This is a genomic window from Cupriavidus sp. H39, from assembly GCF_050271075.1.
GTDB lineage: Bacteria > Pseudomonadota > Gammaproteobacteria > Burkholderiales > Burkholderiaceae > Cupriavidus > Cupriavidus necator_B.
In genome coordinates this window covers 1,606,654-1,627,478 of the sequence record NZ_CP189846.1, presented here as the reverse complement: position 1 = coordinate 1,627,478, position 20,825 = coordinate 1,606,654, and the positions used below count along the sequence as shown (strand labels likewise).

The following is a 20,825-nucleotide window of genomic DNA, read 5'->3' as shown; positions in this document are numbered from 1 at the left end:
ATCGCCGCTACGCTGCCGGCGCCAGCAACTCGATCCCGTCGAGCTGCGCCGCGCAGGTATCGCGCACGATCGCGACAAAATCCGCCACATAGGGCCGTCGCGCCATCGCCGCCGGCACGGTCGCGTAGAGCTCGCTCCACAGCCCCCTGGCGCCGATGCGCTTGGCCAGCACGTAGTCGTGGTCGACGTAGTTCTTGACGCCCCAGTTGGGCAGCGCCGCCACGCCGCGGCGGCTGGCGACCAGTTGCAGCACCGCCACCGTGAGTTCCGCCGTGCGCCGTTCCAGGTGGATGCCGGCGGGTTCGAGCACCTCGCGGATCAGGTCGATGCGTGACTCGGGCACCGGGTAGGTGATCAGCGTTTCGCCGGCGAGGTCGGCGGCTTCGATGCGGCGCTTGTTGCGCAGCCGGTGTTCGTTGGCGATGACCGCGAGGATCTCGAAGCGGAACAGCGGGGCCACCTCCAGCCCGCGCCGCGCCGCCGGCTGCGATCCGATCACCATGTCGGCGCGGCCGTTGCGCAGCAGCCCAATCGGATCGGCATGGAAGCCCGCGACCAGGTCCACCTCAACTTCGGGCCAGCGGCGGCGGAATTCGTCCATCACCGGCATCAGCCAGTCAAAGCACGTATGGCATTCCAGCACCACGCGCAACTCGCCGGTGGTATCCCCCTTGAGCCGTTCGATATCGCGCTCGGCCGCGCTGACCGCGGCCAGCACTTCGCGCGCCAGCGCCAGCAGGCGCTCGCCCGCCGGCGTGAAGCGCAGGCCCTGGCGGGTGCGGTCGAACAGCGGCACGCCGTAGTGCGATTCGATCGCCTTGATCTGGTGCGACAGCGCTGACTGGCTCACATGCACGCGTTCGGCCGCGGTGGCCAGCTTGCCGGATTCGGCAATGGCCACCAGCGAACGCAAATGGCGGACTTCGATCATGCAGCGTCCCCGCAGTGCCGCCAGCCCGGGGTGATATGAAACAGATTCATATGTTGTTTAAAACTTGTCGCTTGATTCATTTTATGGGCAAACCGACACTGTGCGCCAGACTTCTACTGGAACAACACCATGGCACGCACCCATATCCTCGGCTTCCCCCGCATCGGCGCACGCCGTGAACTCAAATTTGCGCAAGAAGCGTTCTGGCGTGGTGAACGCACCGAAGCCGAATTGCGCGAGGTGGCCGCGCAACTGCGCCGCCAGCACTGGCAACTGCAGGCCGAACGCGGCCTGGACACGGTCGCCACCGGCGACTTTGCCTATTACGACCAGATGCTGAGCCTGACCGCGCTGCTGGGCGCGCTGCCGCGCCGCTTCGGCTTCGATGCGGCGCAGCTGACGCTGGCTCAGTATTTCGAACTGGCCCGCGGCAACCACGAGCAGCCGGCCATGGAAATGACCAAGTGGTTCGACACCAACTACCACTACCTGGTCCCGGAACTCGATGCCGACAGCACCTTCGACGGCGGCCCGGCATGGTTCCTCGAGGAAACCGACGAGGCGCTGGCGCTGGGACTGCGCGCCCGCCCGGCGCTGATCGGGCCGGTCACCTACCTCTGGCTGTCCAAGAGCCATGTGCCCGGCTTCGACCGGCTGTCGCTGCTGCCGCGACTGCTGCAGGCCTATCGCCGCATCCTTGGCCAGCTCAAGGCGCGCGGCATCGAGTGGGTGCAGATCGATGAACCGGCGCTGTGCCTGGACCTTGAACCGGCCTGGCTCGATGCCTTCGACGCCGCCTACGCCGCGCTGCATGAGGCGGGGCCGAAGCTGCTGCTGGCCACTTACTTCGATACGGCCGCCGACCACGCGCAGCGCGCGGCCGCGTTGCCGGTCGACGGCTTCCATATCGACCTGGTGCGCGCCCCCGCCCAACTGGCGGCATGGCAGGCCGCGCTGCCGGACCACGCGGTGCTGTCGCTGGGCGTAATCGACGGCCGCAATATCTGGCGCACCGACCTGCGCCGCGTGCTGGACATGCTGCGCCCGCTGCACGGCGCGCTGGGCGAGCGCCTGTGGCTGGCGCCGTCGTGCTCGCTGCTGCATGTGCCGGTATCGCTCGCGCATGAAACGCGGCTCGATGACGAACTGAAGTCATGGCTTGCCTTCGCCACCGAAAAGCTCGACGAGCTGTCGGTGCTGGCCCGCGCGCTGAACCAGGGCGATGCGGCCGTCGCCGAAGCGCTGGCCGCATCGGATGCGGCGCAGGCTTCGCGCCGGGCCTCGGGCCGCGTGGTCAATCCGCGCGTCCAGCAGCGCCTGGCCGGCGTCAACGCCGCGATGGCCGAGCGCGCCAGCCCCTTCGCCGAGCGCATCGAGCGCCAGCGCCAGGCGCTTGCGCTGCCGCTGCTGCCGACCACCACGATCGGCTCGTTCCCGCAGACCGCGGCAATCCGGCAAACCCGGGCCGCCTTCAAGCGCGGCGAGATCGGCGCGCTGGAATACCTGGAGCGCATCCGCGCCGAGATCGCGCTGGCGGTACGCAAGCAGGAAGCCCTTGGGCTGGACGTGCTGGTGCACGGCGAGGCCGAGCGCAACGACATGGTCGAATATTTCGGCGAACAACTGTGCGGCTATGGCTTCACCGAGAACGGCTGGGTGCAAAGCTACGGCTCGCGCTGCGTCAAGCCGCCGGTGATCTATGGCGACGTGTACCGCCCGGAACCGATGACGGTCGACACCGCCCGCTACGCGCAGTCACTGACCGAGCGGCCGATGAAGGGCATGCTGACCGGCCCCATCACCATGCTGCAGTGGTCCTTCGTGCGCGACGACCAGCCGCGCGCCACCACCGCGCGCCAGCTCGCGCTGGCGATCCGCGACGAGGTGTGCGACCTGGAGCAGGCCGGCATCCGCGTGATCCAGATCGATGAACCGGCGCTGCGCGAAGGCCTGCCGCTGCGCCGCGCCGACTGGGACGCCTACCTGGACTGGGCCGTGACCGCGTTCCGGCTGTCCGCCAGCGGCGTGCGGGACCAGACCCAGATCCACACCCATATGTGCTATGCCGAATTCAACGACATCCTGCCCGCGATCGCGGCGCTGGACGCGGACGTGATCACCATCGAGACCTCGCGCTCGGCGATGGAACTGCTGGAGGGCTTTGGCGACTTCGACTACCCGAACGAGATCGGCCCGGGCGTCTATGACATCCACTCGCCGCGCGTACCGTCGGTGCAGGCGATGGAGCGGCTGCTGGACCGCGCCTGCGAGGTGGTGCCGCCGCAGCGCCTGTGGGTCAACCCGGACTGCGGGCTGAAGACGCGCGGCTGGGAAGAAACCGAAGCGGCGCTGGCCAATATGGTCAGTGCGGCGCGCGCGCTGCGCCAGCGCCTGTCGGCGCCGGACGTGGCGGCCTGGAAGCGCGTCAACCGCGCTCCCGCAGCCGGCACCGCACCGGTAGCGCACGCCGCCGGGGCCTGCACCGCCTGCGCCACGCACGTGCACTGACACCACCGGCCACTGGCGCAGCGCCACAGCGCAAGCAGACAGGCCGCATGTCCTTCAGGGACATGCGGCCTGTTTTTTGCCTGCCGGCGCCTGGCGGCTCAGTTCACCCGCATCACCGGCGGCGGCATCCAGGTGCCGTCCAGCAGCGCCTGTTCCGGCCAGTACGCGCGCAGCATCATGTTCAGCCCATCGGGCGGCGCCGGCAGCCAGTTGGCGGCCCTGGCGCCGGCCGGGCGCTCATGCTGGATGTAGATGTCGAGCGAGCCGTCGCGGTTGTAGCGCAGGCGATCGCGGCTGCCGATGGCGTAGCGCTGGATCGGGTTCGGGACGAAAGCCTGGCGTTCGTTGTACAGCGTCAGCGACCAGAACGCGCGCGCCGGCGGCAGCTGGTCCTTGTCGAAGTGCAGCACGTAGCGCGCCCCGCCCTGCAGCGGCTTGCCGTTGGCATCGGTACGGGTGGAAGCGTAGATCGCATCCTCCGGCAGGTTGGCGCCCAGGCCCACCCACGCCGTGACCGCGCGGCGGCCATAGCTGGTGCCGTAATTGCCCAGGTCGCGATGCATGACCCAGCCATTGCCGGCGTCGGCGTTGCCCTGGCGCGCGGCCTGCACGATCGCCGCCAGCGCGGCCGTGGCGCCCTCCTGCACCGCGCGCGCGGTGGAAGGTTCCATCACCGTGGTCTTGAACGGCACGCCGGCGCGGATCCCCATGCGGCGCATCTTTTCCACCATGGCGCTGTCGGCCGGCGCCGGCGGGTTGGCGGGCAGCAGTGCGGCAAAACGCGTGAAGAATGCCTGCGCGTCCATGGCGGCCACCTGCTCCACCGGGGAACTGTCCGGGTCCAGCGCGGGCCGAGGGGCAGCCTTGTCTGGCACGCGGCGGCCGCCGCCCCAGGCCGACAGCGGCGTGAGCCGGTACTGGTCCTGCAGCCGGTGCACTGCCGGGAAGTCCTGCTTGCCGCTGGCCTGGGTGCGGCCGATCAGCCAGACCATCGACGTGGGCGAACGGATCTCCTGCATGCCCTTGGGCAACGTGCCGCGCCAGTCGGGACCGGTGATGGCGAAATTGCCGCGGCGGGTGCCGGTGGTGCGCTTGCCCGGCGCGGCAAACACATTGGTCCACGCATCCATCAGCGGCATCAGGTAATAACGCCCGCGCGTATCGGGCACGGACAGGATCACCGGCTCGCGCGACAGGTCCAGCCACGCCGACGAGTACAGCGTGTCGGCATTGGGGCTGACCACGTCGGTGAAGGTGGCGTCCGGGAAGGTGCGCTTGTGGCTGAAGGTGTTGGCAGGCGTGCGCAGCGTCATCAGCTCGCGCGTCACGTCCATCAGCACCATTGGATAGGCGAAGGTGAAGACCTCGGCGGACAAGGTCTTCATGGCCTGGTCGGACGGCGGCTGCTCGGCCGCCGCCGGGTTGCCGGCATAGTCAGGCCCGGTAGCGCAGCCAGAGAGCACGACGGCGAGCGTGACCGCGCCCGCCAGTTGACGAAGGATAGGCTTCATGACCCCGATTTCCCAAAGTTCGTGCGTGTTCTCCGGGCATTGCGGCTATGACTGCCGGCATGTCGTCCCGAAGGCGCATCTGTCCGTCCGCATCTTGTCCGGACGCTCCCGGCCTGTCAATTCCTCGAATGCGGGGATCGGAGGCCGGGCGCACCAACGGGGGAGCGCAACGGCAAAGGGTGCATGATAAGCCACGCCGCCGGGCCCCGGAAAGGCCCCGGCCGGCGCCAGGTCAACGGCTCAGGAAATCGAGCACGACCTGGGCGAACGCCTGTGCCTGTTCCAGGTTGGAAATATGCGCGGCTTCCAGCTCGACGTAATGCGCGCCGGGAATCGTCTGCGCCAGGTACACGCCGTCGCGCGGGGGCGTAGGGAGGTCGCCGGAGCCGGCAATCACCAGCGTCGGCGTGGCAATGCCGGCGATTTCGGCACGCAGGTCGGCATCGCGCACGGCCAGGCAGTTGGCGGCATAGCCCGCGGCCGGGCTGGCGCCGAGCATGGCGCGCAGCGACACCACCAGTTCCGGATGCGCGGCCGCGTAGGCGGGGGTGAGCCACTTGTCGACCACCGCCGCCGCGATCGACGCCACCCCGTCGCGCTCGACCGCGGCGGCGCGGTTAGTCCAGTTCTCGGGCGGGCCGATATACGCCGCGGTATTGCACAGCACCAGCTTGCGCAGCCGCGCGCCGTGGTTCAGCGCCAGCCACATGCCGGTGATGCCGCCCATCGACAGGCCGCAGAAGCTGGCCTGCGCGATGCCGAGATGATCGAGCAGCGCGATCACATCGCCGCCCAGTTGCGCCATGCTGTAAGGACCGGGCGGCACCGACGACGCCCCATGCCCGCGCGTGTCATAGCGCAGCACGCGGAAATACTGACTGAAGGCATCCACCTGCGGTGCCCACATGTCCAGGTTGGTGCCGAGAGAGTTGGACAGCACCAGCACCGGCAGGTGCTCGGCGCCATCGAGGCGGTAGTGCAGGCGAACGTCGGGAAGATCTGCGAAGGGCATGGCGTTGGTCAGTCAGGGATCACGGGCGGTGTTGCGGGGTCGGGCCGGCTCAGTTCTGCGCGATGGCGGAACCGTGCTGGGCCAGCGGCGTGACCTGGATCTCCATGTACGGGTACAGCGGCAGCGCGGTCAGCAAGGTGTGCAGTTCATCGTTGTCGCTGACGTCAAAGATGCTGACGTTGGCATACTGGCCCACCACGCGCCACAGGTGGCGCCATTTGCCTTCGCGCTGCAGGCGCTGCGACATGGCCTTTTCATCGGCCTTGAGCTGCTCGACCAGCTTCGGGTCGAGCGATGCGGGAATCTTGACGGTCATTTCGGCCATGAACAGCATGGGGTCTCCTGGTGTTGAGGGTGAGATGGAGCGGCTTGCGCGGCCCGTCAGAGACGGCAGGTGCCGTCGAGATAGGCCTTGCGCCAGCGCACGATGCGCACCTCGGCGAACAGGCCCGCGGTGGCAAACGGATCGGCGTCGATAAACCGCTGCGCGGCCTCGCGGCTGTCGACATCGACGATATAGACGCCGCCGCCGGCATCGGAGCCGTCATCGTTGAGCTTGGCGCCGCAGGCCAGCAGCAGCGCCTTGTTGGCGTCGAGGTACTCCAGATGGCGGGCGCGGCTGGCCTGGCGCACGTGCTGGTGATCGGGCTTGTCGAGGGTTTCGATCAGGTATGGCATGCGGTCCTCCTGTCAGCCTTGCGGCCGCGGGTCAAAGTCAGGCAATCTGCGCGCCCCACAGCAGCATCGCAGCGATATAGATCAGGCCCACCCAGAACATCATGATCACGGTGTAGCCCATCACGTCCTTCAGGTTCAGCTTCGACAGCGCCAGCGCGGGCAGGATCCAGAACGGCTGCACCAGGTCGTTCCAGGCGTTGCCCAGCATCACCGACATCGAGGTCTGGCTGACCGAGCTGTTGATCGCCTTGGCGGCATCGACCATGAACGGCCCCTGGATCACCCAGTGGCCGCCGCCGGAGGGCGCGAAGAAGTTGATCACGAAGGAACTGACCAGGCCCCAGAACGGCAGCGTCTGCGGCGTGGCGATATCGACGAACACGCGCGAGATGGTATCCACCAGCCCCGAGCCTGCCATGATCGCCATGATGCCCGCATAGAACGGATACTGCAGGATGATGCCGGAAATGGTCTTGATGCCTTCGTTGAGCTTGGCCACGTAGTTGACCGGCGTGCCTAGCAGCAGCACGCCCCCGAACAGGATCAGGAAGTTGATCAGGTTCAGGTCCAGCGAGCCGCCCTGGGTGAAGTAGATGACGGCATAGGCCATGCCGCACAGCCCGATCGCCAGGCTCAGGATGCGGCTGTTGTTCAGGCGCCCGGCCAGGGTGTTCTCGCCGCCGATGCTGTGGGCCGCGCCGGCCTCGGCCCGGGACGGTTCCTGGTCGCGGCGGATCTCGACCACTTCGGCCGGATGGCGCGGGTGCAGCCAGGCGTTGAGCAGCGGCAGGGTGACGATGACCGCCAGGCTGGTCAGCAGCATCGGCGTCGAGAAGATGGTTTCAGACAGCGGGACCACGCCCATCGCCTTTTCCATCGGGTGCCCCGGAGTCGAGATCAGCACCGGGATGCTGGCCGACAGGCCCAGGCCGTACAGGGTGAAACCGCTGTATGCGGAAGCGATGATCAACGGGTAATGCACGCCGCGAACCTTCAGCGCGAGCTTCTTGGCGATGATGCCGCCGATGACCAGCCCGAAGCCCCAGTTCAGGTAGCTGCCGATGCCGCCCACCAGCGTGGCGACGATGATCGCCGTGCGCGGCGTATGCACGGCGCCGACGATGCGGTCGAGCATGCGGTCGGTCAGCGGCGCGGTAGCCAGCACGTAGCCCATCGCCAGGATCACGGCCATCTGCGTGGTGAAGGCCAGCAGGTTCCAGAAGCCCTTGCCCCAGCTGGCGATCACCGCCGGGGCCGCTTGCCCCTGCACCAGCACCGCCAGTGCCATCGTCAGCAGCGTCAGGCCGATGGCAAACACGAAAGGATCCGGCAGGTACCGGCGCATGAGTTCGGTGAAGAACCCGGCGATCTTGTTCATGGCTTCCTTGTCTCCAAAGTCGACTAAAGTTACGCCATTCGAACTACGGTTCTATATGCGAACTTCAAAACGGCGCGTGGCTATGCTAATGGCCGGTCGACCGGTTGGTCAAGGAAATGGGGAGTCGCTATTACCGCTATTTAACGCAATAGTTACTCACTGGCGCGGCTGGTATTTTCGGGAAAGCGACTGCGCGGCTCAGTACCGCATCTGGACATCGTCGACCTTGCCGGTGCGCGCGTTGTACAGGCAGGCGTAGTGGAAGCCAATCGCGGACGAGCTGTCGTCCGGCTCGAACACGCCTTCGCCGTTGACCGAGGTCTGCGCATTGGGGCGCTGGTAGTACTGCTCGCGGTCGGCCATCAGCATGACGCTGCCGGGCTGCGGATAACGGCGCTGGACGGCCTCCGCCACCGCCGGCTCGCAGGCCGCGGATGCCGCCCGGGACATGGCCTGGGCGTCGACGGTGATGCGGGTGGCGGGCGGCGGCACCGGGCGCGGTGCCAGCTGCGGCGGCGTCGCGCAGGCCGCCAGCAGGCACGCAACCGGCAGGCACAGGTAAGAAGCTCGGATCACGCGGACCTCCTCCAATAGGAGCGCCGGCGGTGGCGCTCCAGAAAGTGAAGCGGAGCCATCAGGTTACTGCGTGTAGCCGGAAAAGCCAAAGCCCGCCCGCGGCCGCCGCCGGCCCGGCACGGCCGCAGAAGCGGCCGCGGCGCCGGGATTGCCCGGACTTTCGAATCCGCGAACGCGGCTAAACTAGCGCACGCGGCACCCTGGCGCGCCGCGCATACAACCCACGATGCCGACACAATGACAACCACAGAGACAAGCGGCAACCGCCCCGCCACCCCCACGCCGCTACTGCGCACGGCGGCCAGCCTGCTGGTGGTGCGCGACGCGTCCCACGGCATGGAAGTGCTGCTGGTGCGCCGCGTCGAACGCGCCAATGACCGCAGCAGCGGCGCTTATGTTTTTCCCGGCGGCACCCTCGATGCGCAAGACCGGCACCTGCACGCGCACGCCCACGGCCTCGATGACGTGCTCGCCAGCGAACGCCTGGGCCTGCCTGCCAGCGGGCTGGACTTCTACCTGGCTGCCGTGCGCGAATGCTTCGAAGAGGCCGGCCTGCTGTTCGCCTGCGATCCTCAAGGGCGCCTGCGCGCGCCGCACGAACTGGACGCCGCGCAGCAAGCCCTGCTGCGCGAGGCCGTGCAACGCGGCGGCCCGGGACTGGCCCACGCCTGCGAGCAGCTGGGCCTGCGCCTGGCAACCGACCGCCTGGCCTATCACAGCTACTGGCTGACGCCGCCCGGCCTGCCCAAGCGTTTCGATACCCGCTTCTTCGTCGCCATCGCGCCCGAAGGCCAGCTTGCCGTGCCCGACGGCACCGAGATCGTGGAGCACCGCTGGGTGCGCCCGGCCGAGGCCGCCGACCCGGCCAGCGGCCTGCCGATGATGCATGTCACGCGCCGGACGCTGAGCTCGATCGCACAGTTCGAGACCGCCGCCACCTGCTTTGCCTATTTCTCGCAGTTGCGCGGCATTGCCTGCATCATGCCGCGCCTCGCCACCGGTGCGGCGGGGGTGCGCCCGGTGATGCCGAACGAGCCGTGCTACGCCGAGATCGGCCGCATCGACCCTGACGGCAAGGTGCACGGGCGCTACGAGCTTGCACCCGGCGTGCCGGTGCAGTTGTCAGAGCGGGTATGGCGGGTCACCGCCAACAATGGCAGCGTGATGACCGGCCCCGGCACCAACACCTACCTGGTCGGCGGCGGCGCGCGCAACGAATGGGCCGTGATCGATCCGGGCCCGGACGATGCCGAGCATGTACGCGCCATCCTCGCAGCGGCGCCGGGCCCGATCCGCTGGATTCTCGCCACGCACACGCACCTGGACCATTCGCCCGCGGCGGCGGCGTTGCAGGCCGCCACCGGCGCCACCGTGCTGGGACGCGCCGCTCCCGCCGGCCCGTGGCAGGACGCCAGCTTCGCACCGCAGCGCGAACTGGTGCACGGCGAGCGCCTGGCGCTGGCCGAAGCCTGCACCCTGCGGGTCTGCCACACCCCGGGCCATGCGTCCAACCACCTCTGCTACCTGCTGGAGGAAGAAAAGACACTCTTCACCGGCGACCACGTGATGCAGGGATCGACAGTCGTGATCGGCCCGCCCGACGGCGACATGCGCGCCTACCTCGACTCGCTCGCGGCGCTGCAGGAAGAAGACCTCGAGTGGCTGGCGCCGGGGCACGGCTTCCTGATCGCGCGGCCGCAGGACGCCATCCGCATCCTGGTGCGACACCGCCAGCAGCGCGAGGCCAAGGTGGCCGGCGCGCTGCGCCAATTCGGCCCTGCTCCGCTCGGCGACCTGGTGCTGCGCGTCTATGACGATGTGTCGCCGCGCCTGCATCCGGTCGCGCAGCGCTCGCTGCTGGCGCACCTGCTCAAGCTGCGCGACGAAGGCAAGGCGCAGGAGGCGGATGGCGTCTGGTCGGAGGCCGCGGACTGACGCCGTCGGCGGCGGATGAGGATTTTTCGGCGGGGGGCTTGCGCAAATCAATAATTGCGATACAATTGCGCCTCTCGTGTGCGGCTGTAGCTCAGTTGGATAGAGTACTTGGCTACGAACCAAGGGGTCGTGGGTTCGAATCCTGCCAGCCGCGCCACCTATGCAGAAAGAAAAAGGGCTTCCGGAAACGGAAGCCCTTTTTTCATTGCCGCGCGCCTGTTGCGCGCTGTTGCCCCCACCGCTCCTGCCACCACCCTTACCACCGATAGCGCGCGCCGACAGTGCCGCTCGGGCTGCGCCCCGCCCGGACCTTGAACCACAGCTTCATGCCGGTCTTGGTATTCCCATGCGCGCCGATATTGAACGAGAACAATCCGCGCAGCAGGTCCGCATCGATCTTGGTGCCGTTGATATTGATGACCTGCTTGCGGCTGTCCTGCCACCAGTCGGCCTCGACGAACGGATAGATGCCGGCCAGCCGCGTGGGCTGCGCGCCGTACAGGCGCACGCCGATGCCGGTGGCACTGGCATCGCCGGGCATGGCTTGCGGCGGCATGTCCGGGGCCGCGTTCATGCCTGGCTGGTAGGCCAGTTGCAGCCGCGGCTGGATGGTCAGCCCGCCGGCGCGCGCCACCACGGCATCGACAGCGAGCGCCATGGTGCGCACCCGATTGTCGGCAAAGCCGCTGGCGGTGGTGATGTCATCGAGATGCAGCGACAGCCGGCGCGGACGCTCCGGCATGGCCGCGGTCTCGCGGTCGACGGCGGCCAGGCCCGGGGCATCGTCATCGGGCCCGGCGCCGATGGCGCGCGGCAATGCGGAAGCAGATGGGGATGGCGGCGGCACCGCCGCGTATTCGACGACGACCGGCTCCACGGGCTGGACCATCCAGCCGCTCGCTTCGGAGCCGTCGGCCAGCTGCTTGAAAGCCTGCGCCGCTTCCGCCAGCCCCGGCTGCGCCAGGCTGGCCTGCAGCGGCGGATCAGAACCGGAAGCGCCCTGGTAATCGGGCAAGGCTTCGTCTGCGTGGGCCAGCGCACACATCAGCATGGCCAGGATGGCGCAGTAATGCAGGTGATGCTGGACGATGCCGGGGTGCGCGGCACAGCCGTGCCATCCGGGGTTCGTCCCCGCCTCCCTTTCTCTCGATGATGACAAGACCACAGTCATGGCAACCACCTTCGGGACGTTATAAGAGCCTGCCCGATGAGCTTGAGCATAGGTCAAATGCCCCGCCAGCGTTAGCCGGGAATGTTCGGCGGCGCGCGCCCTGACAAGCCCGCGGCACAGCGCCGCACGCCGGCGTGGCTGGCGCGAATTGCGGAAGTTTTGGACAGGCGCCGCAGCCTTTTCGTCAATAATGTCGGCGATGACAAAATTTCCACGCATGGCCCGGCCGCTGGCTGCCGGGTGGAGACAGCATGGCCCTGCGGCAACGCACCCGACGCCTTGATCCCGGCAACGACATTGCCCTGAGCGCCGGCAGCGCGCCGCGCAACTGGCCGCGCCGCAGCCTGCAGTGCAAGCTGGCGGTGGCCACCGCGGTGGGCGGCCTTGGCACGGTGGTGCTGGCGGCCCTGGTGATCGCCGGATCGTACGGCGACCTCGCCGCGGCCCGACAGAACCTTTACGACATCTCGGCGTATCGCGACGTGCTGGACACCGCCAACACGCTGTCCGCGGAACGCGGCCCGGCCAACAGCGTGCTGGGTGAGCCACCCTCGCCCCACAGCGCGGCGCGCGCGCGCCTGCAGGCATTCCGCGCCCGCAGCGACGCCGCGCTGGCGCGGCTGGCCGCACCGCTGCATGCCCCCTTCGGCCTGCACAGCCACCACCTGCCGCCGCTGATGGTCAAGCGCGTGCGCGAGCGCCTGGCGCGGGCGCGCGCCGAGATCGACGAACTGGCTGCGCGCCCGCTACAGCAGCGCGACATGGACGAGATCCGCCATGCCATCGAAGGCATGTTCGAGGTCGTCGACGCGCTGCAGCCGGCCATCGCCTGGCAGGTCCGCGCGCTTTCCGTTTGCGATGACGGCCTTGCCGCCCCCGCCCTGACCGGCAAGATGCTGGGCGACCTGCGCGAGTACGCCGGGCGCATGGCATCGCAGATCATGGCGCCGGTGGCGGCGCGCCAGCCGATGCCGGTGCAGAGCCTGGTCGACGCGACGCGCTCGCGCGGACGGCTGCTGGAGCTGTGGCAGCTGGCCGGGCCGGCGTACAACATGTTTGGCGCCGCGCCCGCGCTGGAACAGGCTTACGCCGACGCCGGCCACCAGTTCTTCGGCCGCGGCGTGGCCATGGTCGACAGCCTGGTCGCGCAGGGGCGGATCTCCGGCAACTACTCGATGACGCCCACCGAGCTGACCAACCGCTACGTGCCAACGCTGGAGCCGCTGGAGCGGCTGCGCAGTGTGTTCCTGGATGAAGTGGTGGCGCATTTCACCACCACGCGCGAGCGCGCGCTGCGCCGGCTCGCGGCCGCGTGCGGCACCTCCGCGCTGATCCTGGCGATACTGGGCTACATGCTGGTGTTCGCGCGGCGCGCGGTGTTCCTGCCGCTGCTGCGCGCGCGGGTCGAGGTGATCGCGCTGGCCGAGGACCGCGGCCACCCGCACGGTGCCGCCACGTCCGTGTCCGCCGCGCAGGCCGCGCGCATTGGCCAGGCCGCCGAGATGCGGCGTCTGTTCGATGCCATCGACATCCTGCGCCGCAAGCTGCGCGAGCGCGCCGCGCTGACCGCGCAACTGGAGCTGCAGGCCCGCACCGACAGCCTGACCGGCCTGCTGAACCGGCGCGCGCTGGAACTGGTGGCGGCCCAGTACGGGGCGCACGAGACCGCCAGCCTGGTGCTGATCGACGTCGACCGCTTCAAGCAGATCAATGACCGCCATGGCCACGCCGCCGGCGACCAGGTGTTGCGCAACATCGCCGCGCAGATGCGCGCGCTGGTGCCGTCCGAGAGCGTGCTGGCCCGCTTTGGCGGCGAGGAGTTTGCGCTATGGCTGCCGCACGGGCGGCCCGGCGACGCCGCGGCGCTGGCCGAGACGCTGCGCGCGGCGATCGCGTCACGGCCGGTCTACCTGTCGGGCACCACGCAGCTTGGCGTGACCGCGAGCTTCGGCGTGGCGGTCGGCCATGGCGGCGCGGACCACTGGCAGCGCCTGTTCAGCGCGGCCGACGCGGCCATGTACCGCGCCAAGGCGGAGGGCCGCAATTGCGTGCGCGAGGCGCAGGACCTGGAAGGGATGCCGGCACGCTGAGCCGCCGCCTCGGAGAATGGACGAAAACAGCGGACAAAAAAAAGCCCGCTTGCGCGGACCGCCTTGTCGTTGCCCGCTCCCGTTCCGGTGCGGAGGGGCGGAAACGAAGAAAGGCTCGCTTGCGCGAGCCTTTCCGAATTTTGGTGCCCAGAAGAGGACTCGAACCTCCACAGTGTTGCCACCGCTAGGACCTGAACCTAGTGCGTCTACCAATTCCGCCATCTGGGCTTCGTTTCGCTGCATTGCTGCTGCGATGCGAAGAAGGAAATTATGCCGAGTGCTGCGGACACTGTCAACACCCGCGCGCAAAAAACTCTGTGCGCGCTATGCCGCACCGCCCCCGCGCAGGAAGTCCGCCTGCGCCGGCCGGCCGGGCAGCGCCAGCGCCGCGGTCGCCGCCGGCATGGTGGCGATGGTCTTGCCGGCGCGCAGCACGCGCAGCCGGGTGGCGCGCAGCCGGATCGCCTCCACTGGATCGCGCGCCTGCAGCAGCACCAGGTCGGCGCGGCAGCCCGGCGCCAGGCCATAGCCCTCCAGCCCCAGGATGCGCGCCGGCGTGGCGGTCACCGCGTCAAAGCAGGCACGCATCGCCGCCTGCCCTGTCATCTGCGCGACGTGCAGGCCCATGTGCGCCACTTCCAGCATGTCGCCCGAACCCAGGCCGTACCACGGGTCCATCACGCAGTCGTGGCCGAATGCCACCGGCACCCCGGCCGCCATCAGCTCGGGCACGCGCGTCATGCCGCGGCGCCGCGGGTAGGTGTCGTGCCGCCCCTGCAGCGTGATGTTGATCAGCGGATTGGCGATCGCCGCCACCCCCGCCTCGCGCATCAGCGGGATCAGCTTGGAGACGTAGTAGTTGTCCATCGAATGCATCGAGGTCAGGTGCGATCCGGCGACCCTGCCCTGCAGGCCCAGCCGCACGGTTTCACTGGCAAGAGTCTCGATATGGCGCGACAGCGGATCGTCGCTTTCGTCGCAATGCATGTCCACGCGCAGGCCGCGCTCCGCCGCCAGCTCGCACAGCAGCCGCACCGAGTCCGCCCCCTGCGCCATGGTGCGCTCGAAATGCGGAATGCCGCCGACCACGTCGACGCCCAGGTCCAGCGCGCGCTTCAGGTTGGCAAGCGCGCCCGGCGCACGCAGTACGCCGTCCTGCGGGAACGCCACCAGCTGCAGGTCCAGGTATGGCCGCACGCGTTCGCGCACGTGCAGCAGCGCCTCCACCGCCAGCAGGCGCGCATCGCACACATCCACATGCGAGCGGATCGCCAGCAGCCCGCGCGCCACGGCCCAGTCGCAATAGGCGAGCGCGCGCTCGACGATGGCCTCCTGCGTCAGCAGCGGCTTGAGCTCGCCCCACAGCGCAATGCCTTCCAGCAGCGTGCCCGACTGGTTCACGCGCGGCAGCCCGTACGACAGCGTGGAATCCATATGGAAGTGCGCGTCGACGAACGGCGGCGTCACCAGTTGGCCGGCGGCGTCGATCTCTTCGCCCGCGTGCGCGGCCAGCGCCGGCTCCACTGCGGCGATGCGGCCATCGGCAATGCCGATGTCGATGCCGGTGCGCCCGTCGGGCAGGTTGCAATGCCGCAGGATCAGGTCGAGCATGAGGGGTGTCGTGGTATCCGGTATCGGGTCGGGGCTCAGGCCAGCGGCACGGGCGCCAGGCCGCAGCCGCGCAGCAGCATCACCACCACGTGCTCGGTGGCGTGCGCATAGTCCTGCGGCTTCAGGCGGCTGATACCCAGCACCGCGCATACCTGCGATTCAAAGTCCGCGTAGGTCTGCGTGGCGGCCCAGATGGTGAAGAACAGGTGTTGCGGATCGACCGGTGCCATCTGGCCGCGGTCGATCCACTGCTGCACCACCGCGGCCTTGCGCGACACCAGTTCGCGCAGGGCATGGCGCAGGATCTCGCCGATCTCGGGCGCGCCGTGCAGCAACTCGTTGGCGAACACCCGCGACGCATCGGGATGGCTCGCCGACAGCCGCATCTTGGCGCGGATGTACTGTTCCAGCGCCACCTGCGGCGGCAGCTCGGCGCGGATCACGTCGGCTTCCGACAGCCACAGCTGCAGCGTGTGCGCCAGCACCGCGCGGTACAGCGCCTGCTTGGTGCGGAAGTAGTAATGCAGGTTGGACTTGGGCACCCCCGCGCGCACCGCGATCTCGGCCATGGTGGCACCGGCAAACCCGGCCCGCGCGAACACATGCTCGGCCGCGCGCAGGATCATGGCCTGGTTCTCCTGCCGGATGCGGCCGCCCGCCGCCGCGCGTACAGGCGGCGCACGCAGTGTCGGCGCAAGACCGGCGCGCGAGTCCATCAGCGCGTGCCGTACAGGCGGTCGCCGGCGTCGCCCAGGCCGGGCACGATATAGCCGTGCTCGTTGAGCGTCTCGTCGATGGCCGCGGTGACGATGCCGACGTCCGGATGCGCGGCGCGCAGCGCGCCCAGGCCGGGACGCGAGGCGATCAGGCACACATACTTCATGGTGGTGACGCCGGCCTCCTTGAGCCGGTTCAGCGCGGCGATGGCCGAGTTGCCGGTGGCCAGCATCGGATCGACCACGATCACCATGCGTTCCTGGATGTCCTCGGGCATCTTGAAGTAATACTCGATCGGCTCCAGTGTCTCGGGGTCGCGGTACAGGCCGATATGCCCGACGCGCGCCGCCGGCAGCAGGTCGAGCATGCCGTCGAGAAAGCCGTTGCCGGCGCGCAGGATCGACACCAGGCACAGCTTCTTGCCGGACAGCACGCGCGACTGGGTGGGCGCGATCGGCGTGCGGATCGCGATGGTTTCCATCGCCAGGTCGCGCGTGGCTTCGTAGGTCAGCAGCTGGCTGATCTCGCGCACCAACCGGCGGAAATTGTCGGTGGTGGTTTCTTCGCTGCGCACCAGCGTGACCTTGTGCTGCACCAGCGGATGGTCGACCACCATCACGCCGGACAGGCAGGCAAGGTCGGCGGCATCCGGCACGCGGGGCTCAACTGCGGGAACAGCGGACATGTCGTTCATGGTGACGCTCCTGATGCCACGTTGCACAAGCCATCCCTGCCGGCAACGCCGCCCGCGGCGCGGGCGGCGCGTTCAGAACACCGTGCCGTCGCTGACGATGGCAAACGGCGGCGCGCCGCCGGGCCGACGCTTGGCGGCGATGCGCCGCCCTGCCGCCCAGGTGCCGCCTTCGAGCACGCGCGCCAGCGGAAACTGCGCTTCCTCCAGGCCCAGCGCCTGGCGCACGCAGTCGGCCACCAGGTCCAGCCCGCTCACGGTCAGCGCGCGCCATTCGACGATGACGGGCTCATCCACCGCATGCGGCTCGGCGGCAAAGCCGGGAGCGCGCGGCACCATCAGCTCGAAGTCGTACAGCAGGCCGCCGTTGCGGTACTCGGGCAGGCCGGTCAGCGCATCCAGGCCGGTCACGGTCAGGCCGGCGTCTTCCAGCGGCTCCAGCAGCGAGTAGGTCAGCCACTGGGTCAGCTTGTGGAACGGCACCAGCCCGCCCGGCGCCGCCGGATGGCGCCAGCAGTCACCCAGCGACACGCCCTCGAGCACGATCCGCCCCGGCCACACCGGCCCCAGCCCCACCAGCAGTGTGCGCAGCAGGAAGCTGGCATCGAGGTCGCCGCCGACGGCATGCGCCTTCAGGTAGTCATAGAGATTGCCCAGCCGCGCCGGCCGGCCGAACAGCGCCGGGGTCGCTTCCATCACCTCGCCCAGCCGGCGCAGCAGCCCGGCGCGGCCTTCCAGCCCCACCAGCGGGTTGTGCTGCGCGACCTGGAAGGCGTGGGCAATGCTGTCGGCGTCGATGCGCTGCAGGCGCTCGGCATCGGCGCGCAGCGGATCGCCAGGCGCCGCGGAAAAACCGCCGCGCGCGAACAGGTCGAAGCTGGCCGCGCCCAGTCCTTCCGAGCGTGTCAGCACCAGATCGCTGGCCGGATCGCGGTAGCGCCACTCCGGGCCGGCGCCCGCGTCCAGCAGTACGCTGGGGATCACCAGGTCGATGCCGATGCGGGCGCGCTCCTCGCGGTGTTCGGGCCCGCTCAGCCCGGCGCGCTCGCACAGCACCTGCCAGCGGTCAGCGCGCTGGTCGGCGCCGCCGCCTTCAAAATGGCGCCAGCGGCTGTGATAGGGCACTTGCAGGTCCGGGTAGCGCTGCCGGATGGTGCTGGCGACGTAATCGGCAATCGCATGCACGCGGTCCGGATGCCAGGTAAAGAGTTCGGATGCGCCGCTGGCCACGTGTTCGGTGACCGCCGCGCAATGGGTGCGCACCGCCTCGGCGCACAGCAGCGCCGCAGCGGGATGCCCTGCCGGCACCGGGTTCAGCCAGCCGTTGCCATGGCGCTCGTTGCCGGCACTGCCGTCCTCGGGATACATCGTCATTCGTTCAACCCCCTGCCCTTTGCCAGGGCCAGTTCGTTGGCATCCGGCGGCGTGTAGTGCGTGAAGTAGCCGGCGGCCACCTTGGCGTCGATCTCGACACGGGCGTCGGCGGGGATCAAGGCCTCGGGGATCGCCACCTGCTCGACCACCTCGATGCCCTGCGCCACCAGCGCGCCATGCTTCATGTTGCTCATCGACGCCCAGCGGTCGATGCGGCGGATGCCCAGCCAATGGAACACATCCGGCATCAGCTCCTGGAAACGCATGTCCTGCACGCCCGCCACGCATTCGGTACGGGCAAAATAAGTCTCGGCACGGTCGCCGCCAACCTGGCGCTTGCGCGCGTTGTAGACCAGGAACTTGGTCACCTCGCCCAGCGCGCGGCCCTCCTTGCGGTTGTAGACCACCAGCCCGACACCGCCCTGCTGCGCCATCTCGATGCACACTTCGATGCCGTGTGCCAGATACGGCCGGCAGGTACAGATGTCTGACCCGAACACATCCGATCCGTTGCATTCATCGTGCACGCGGCAGGCCACGCGGGTCTCGGGCTGGCCCAGCTGGCTGACATCGCCGAAGAAGTACAGCGTCATGCCGCCGATCGGCGGCAAGAACACCTTCAGGTCCGGCCGCGTCACCAGTTCCGGGAACATGCCGCCAGTCTGCTCGAACAGGCTGCGGCGCAGCACGCTTTCCTTGATGCCGAAACGGGCCGCCATGCCGGGCAGGTACCACACCGGGTCGACTGCCGCCTTGGTCACCCGCACGTCGCCATTGGCATGCAACAGGTTGCCGTCAGGCTTGAGCCGGCCCGCGGCGATGGCCGAGACCAGCTCCGGCATATTGATGTGCGCACGGGTCACGGCGATGGTCGGGCGGATATCGACGCCGGCGGCGATGCGCTCGGCAAAGACGCTGGAAACCAGGTGCCCCCAGGGATCGAGCGAGACGATCTTGTCCGGATCGCCCCACTGTGGATGTGGGCCGATGGCTTCGGCGGGCGCGGTGTCGGTCAGGTCGGGGCGATGGTCGCGCTGCAGCGTACCGGACGCTACCGCGAGGGCCCGGTAGATGGCATACGCGCCGGCATGGGTGCCGATCACATTGCGCTGCGCCGGGTTGCCCAGGCTGGCGATGACCGGTCCACGCTGCGCGGCCGTCGGGGCGCCCCAGTGGATCGGCTCGGCCGGCTTGTCGCGGCGCGCATGCGAAGTCAGGACGATATGGTCGGACATGGCACCCTCGGTTCCCGATGGAATCCTGACCAGTCGGTCAGGTTTACGATTCCATACTAGGCAACCTTTGTGCCATCGCCCAATGCCCGTTTACGCCAGTGTTGCGCCAGTGTGTGTGGCGTCCAACGCAAGTACGTATGGCAGCCATGCACGGCCTTCGTGCCGGCGGCACCACGCTGGCGGCACGCATGCACCAGCCGCACGCCAGGCGCGGCCACGTACCGCGCGGACGATCTCGGTAGTGTCGCGCGGCGATGCTTGCAAGGGTTACATGGTTGGGCGGCTCGCGGACCCGGAGCCCGAGTTGCCTGCCGCATCCCCGCGCCCACCCAGCACCGCGCGCAGGATAGCGAGCGGCTGCGCGCTTTCCACATAGCGGTAGAACAAGGCGCCCGTCACATTGCTGAGCCCCCACGCCGCTGCCATGCCCAGTGCATTCAGCACCGGCTGGCCCGGTGCGAGATGCGACACCAGCGCATTGACCACCAGGCACACCGGGAAATGGACCAGGAACACGGAATAGGAAATCCGCCCGAGGTAGCCCACCACGCGCGCCCGGGGCCAGCGTTCCAGCCATTCGCCGCGGCGCGCCAGCGCCAGTAGCAGGGCGGTGGCCAGCGCTACGGCAATACGCAGCCGGAAGTCCAGCATCAGCGCGGCCAGCGCCACCGTGCCGATCAGCACCAGCGGCAGCAGCGGCCGCCCGGGCGCTGACGCCCAGTAGGCTAGCGTGCCCATGCCATAGGCGCCGAAGAAGTACACCGCCCAGATATCCCACGCGGCATCACGGTTGAACCAGAACAGCGAGGCCATGGCCACCAGGGCCACCAGCCCGATGCTGACGGCCACGCCGGCTGGCGCCCGGCCCCGGGCCACCGCGCGGGCGGCCCACAGCGTGCCCAGCAGCAGCGCGAACAATTGCAGGTCGATGGCCACGTACCAGACCCCGGCCGACAAGGCGTCAACGTCGAGGATGTTATGGAGCAGCGTCAGGTGCGCGAGGAACTGGCCCAGCGTCGGCGACGCGGGAATCGACTCGTGCGCCATCCAGTGCCGGGCCACCGCGGCACCGGCAATGCTCAGCAGGATCGCCGCGGCGAATGGCACCACCAGCTTCTGGTAGCGGCGCCACAACATCGCCAGCGGGTGCTGGCGCGTCTCCAGCCGTCCGTTGGGCGCCAGGCTGCGCGCCGCCAGGAAGCCGCTGATCACCAGGAACACCTGCACCGCGATGCGGGCGTAGTCATACAGCCAGTCCACCAGCCCTGGCGCCAACTGGTAAGCGGCGTCCGACATCGGTCCATAGAAGGCGAGGTGATGCAGGACGATCAGTTGCGAACTGACGGCTTTCAGGGCGTCGATGCACGGCAGGCGCGACGGGCGGGAGCTCATTGTTATAGGGACGGG

General features: G+C 68.8%; 17 protein-coding genes and 2 tRNA genes. 4 read left to right on the top strand and 15 right to left on the bottom strand.

The features are described from left to right. Positions 1–7 precede the first annotated feature (7 nt). Complete coding sequence (locus tag ACOCMH_RS07765) at positions 8–931, bottom strand: LysR family transcriptional regulator (protein ID WP_427306323.1); 924 nt, start codon at positions 929–931, stop codon at positions 8–10. Positions 932–1,060: 129 nt separating this feature from the next. Here ACOCMH_RS07765 and metE point away from each other — a divergent pair, with 129 nt between their 5' ends. Beyond that, positions 1,061–3,439, top strand: coding sequence for a 5-methyltetrahydropteroyltriglutamate--homocysteine S-methyltransferase (metE, locus tag ACOCMH_RS07760; RefSeq protein WP_427306322.1), 2,379 nt, complete (start codon positions 1,061–1,063; stop codon positions 3,437–3,439). A 98-nt stretch (positions 3,440–3,537) separates the two neighbouring features. Here the strand turns inward: metE and ACOCMH_RS07755 are convergent, their stop codons facing one another. The 6 genes from ACOCMH_RS07755 to ACOCMH_RS07730 form a co-directional block, all read right to left on the bottom strand. Continuing rightward, on the bottom strand, positions 3,538–4,950 hold the full coding sequence (locus ACOCMH_RS07755) for a DUF1254 domain-containing protein (protein ID WP_427306321.1): 1,413 nt from the start codon (positions 4,948–4,950) through the stop codon (positions 3,538–3,540). A gap of 232 nt (positions 4,951–5,182) precedes the next feature. Continuing rightward, on the bottom strand, positions 5,183–5,962 hold the full coding sequence (gene pcaD, locus ACOCMH_RS07750) for a 3-oxoadipate enol-lactonase (RefSeq protein WP_427306320.1): 780 nt from the start codon (positions 5,960–5,962) through the stop codon (positions 5,183–5,185). Between the two features lie 49 nt (positions 5,963–6,011). Continuing rightward, positions 6,012–6,296 (bottom strand): muconolactone Delta-isomerase, encoded by a 285-nt coding sequence (gene catC / locus ACOCMH_RS07745; RefSeq protein ID WP_171513649.1) that lies wholly within the window; start codon positions 6,294–6,296, stop codon positions 6,012–6,014. A gap of 47 nt (positions 6,297–6,343) precedes the next feature. Further along, entirely contained in the window at positions 6,344–6,640 is a 297-nt protein-coding gene (locus tag ACOCMH_RS07740; protein ID WP_427306319.1) for a YciI family protein, read from the bottom strand. A gap of 37 nt (positions 6,641–6,677) precedes the next feature. Beyond that, on the bottom strand, positions 6,678–8,018 hold the full coding sequence (locus ACOCMH_RS07735; RefSeq protein WP_427306318.1) for a short-chain fatty acid transporter: 1,341 nt from the start codon (positions 8,016–8,018) through the stop codon (positions 6,678–6,680). 198 nt (positions 8,019–8,216) lie between these two features. Beyond that, a complete protein-coding gene (locus tag ACOCMH_RS07730) occupies positions 8,217–8,594 on the bottom strand; it encodes a short-chain fatty acid transporter (RefSeq protein WP_427306316.1) in 378 nt (125 codons plus the stop codon). Positions 8,595–8,831: 237 nt separating this feature from the next. Between ACOCMH_RS07730 and ACOCMH_RS07725 the strand changes: the two genes are divergently transcribed. Both ACOCMH_RS07725 and ACOCMH_RS07720 read left to right on the top strand, forming a co-directional pair. After that, the gene (locus ACOCMH_RS07725; protein ID WP_427306315.1) at positions 8,832–10,529 is read left to right on the top strand and encodes an MBL fold metallo-hydrolase; all 1,698 of its coding nucleotides are present in this window, start codon (positions 8,832–8,834) and stop codon (positions 10,527–10,529) included. Positions 10,530–10,609: 80 nt separating this feature from the next. Next, positions 10,610–10,686: transfer RNA gene (locus ACOCMH_RS07720), tRNA-Arg, on the top strand. Between the two features lie 99 nt (positions 10,687–10,785). Here ACOCMH_RS07720 and ACOCMH_RS07715 read toward each other — a convergent pair. Continuing rightward, positions 10,786–11,700 (bottom strand): hydrolase, encoded by a 915-nt coding sequence (locus tag ACOCMH_RS07715; RefSeq protein ID WP_427306314.1) that lies wholly within the window; start codon positions 11,698–11,700, stop codon positions 10,786–10,788. A 251-nt stretch (positions 11,701–11,951) separates the two neighbouring features. On the opposite strand from ACOCMH_RS07715, the gene ACOCMH_RS07710 reads away from it, so the two are divergent. Continuing rightward, positions 11,952–13,790: a GGDEF domain-containing protein gene (locus tag ACOCMH_RS07710; RefSeq protein ID WP_427306313.1), complete on the top strand. Its 1,839-nt coding sequence runs from the start codon at positions 11,952–11,954 to the stop codon at positions 13,788–13,790. Between the two features lie 141 nt (positions 13,791–13,931). Here ACOCMH_RS07710 and ACOCMH_RS07705 read toward each other — a convergent pair. The 7 genes from ACOCMH_RS07705 to ACOCMH_RS07675 all read right to left on the bottom strand — a co-directional run bounded on the left by ACOCMH_RS07705 (position 13,932) and on the right by ACOCMH_RS07675 (position 20,810). After that, positions 13,932–14,018, bottom strand: a tRNA-Leu gene (locus ACOCMH_RS07705). A 96-nt stretch (positions 14,019–14,114) separates the two neighbouring features. Continuing rightward, complete coding sequence (locus ACOCMH_RS07700; RefSeq protein ID WP_427306312.1) at positions 14,115–15,401, bottom strand: amidohydrolase family protein; 1,287 nt, start codon at positions 15,399–15,401, stop codon at positions 14,115–14,117. A gap of 35 nt (positions 15,402–15,436) precedes the next feature. Continuing rightward, the gene (locus ACOCMH_RS07695; RefSeq protein WP_427306311.1) at positions 15,437–16,117 is read right to left on the bottom strand and encodes a TetR/AcrR family transcriptional regulator; all 681 of its coding nucleotides are present in this window, start codon (positions 16,115–16,117) and stop codon (positions 15,437–15,439) included. Then, positions 16,117–16,812 carry a uracil phosphoribosyltransferase gene (gene upp, locus ACOCMH_RS07690; protein ID WP_427306310.1) on the bottom strand — a complete coding sequence of 232 codons (696 nt, stop codon included), beginning with the start codon at positions 16,810–16,812 and terminating at the stop codon, positions 16,117–16,119. Before upp ends, ACOCMH_RS07695 begins: the two co-directional genes overlap by 1 nt. Positions 16,813–16,884: 72 nt before the next feature. Next, positions 16,885–18,183 carry a URC4/urg3 family protein gene (locus ACOCMH_RS07685; RefSeq protein ID WP_427306309.1) on the bottom strand — a complete coding sequence of 433 codons (1,299 nt, stop codon included), beginning with the start codon at positions 18,181–18,183 and terminating at the stop codon, positions 16,885–16,887. After that, positions 18,180–19,418 (bottom strand): GTP cyclohydrolase II, encoded by a 1,239-nt coding sequence (locus ACOCMH_RS07680; RefSeq protein ID WP_427306308.1) that lies wholly within the window; start codon positions 19,416–19,418, stop codon positions 18,180–18,182. The genes ACOCMH_RS07685 and ACOCMH_RS07680 overlap by 4 nt, the downstream gene beginning before the upstream one ends. Before the next feature lie 267 nt (positions 19,419–19,685). Then, a complete protein-coding gene (locus ACOCMH_RS07675; protein ID WP_427306307.1) occupies positions 19,686–20,810 on the bottom strand; it encodes an acyltransferase family protein in 1,125 nt (374 codons plus the stop codon). Positions 20,811–20,825: the final 15 nt, after the last annotated feature.